The organism is Cobetia sp. SIMBA_158, from assembly GCF_046566945.1.
GTDB lineage: Bacteria > Pseudomonadota > Gammaproteobacteria > Pseudomonadales > Halomonadaceae > Cobetia > Cobetia amphilecti.
This window is the reverse complement of the sequence record NZ_JAWJYL010000990.1, coordinates 1-240: the sequence shown is the minus strand read 5'-3', so window position 1 is coordinate 240 and position 240 is coordinate 1. Positions and strand designations below refer to the sequence as shown.

Sequence of the window (240 nt, the reverse complement as noted above, 5' to 3'; positions counted from 1 at the left end):
ACCGAGGTCAACCGGATCCTGCGCGAGGCCGCCACCAGCGGTCCGCTCAAGGGGCTGTTGGCTTACACCGAGCTGCCTCACGCCAGCTGTGATTTCAATCATGACCCTCATTCGGCGATCGTCGATGCCAGTCAGACCCGTGTTTCCGGCCCCCGGCTGGTGAACATCCTGGCCTGGTTCGACAACGAATGGGGCTTTGCCAACCGCATGCTGGATGTTGCAGGTAATGTCCTGCAACAT

1 pseudogene is annotated in these 240 nt (G+C 60.4%); it reads left to right on the top strand.

From position 1 onward, the window contains the following. Window positions 1-240, top strand: a pseudogene (locus R2R70_RS22760) (erythrose-4-phosphate dehydrogenase); the annotation flags it as partial.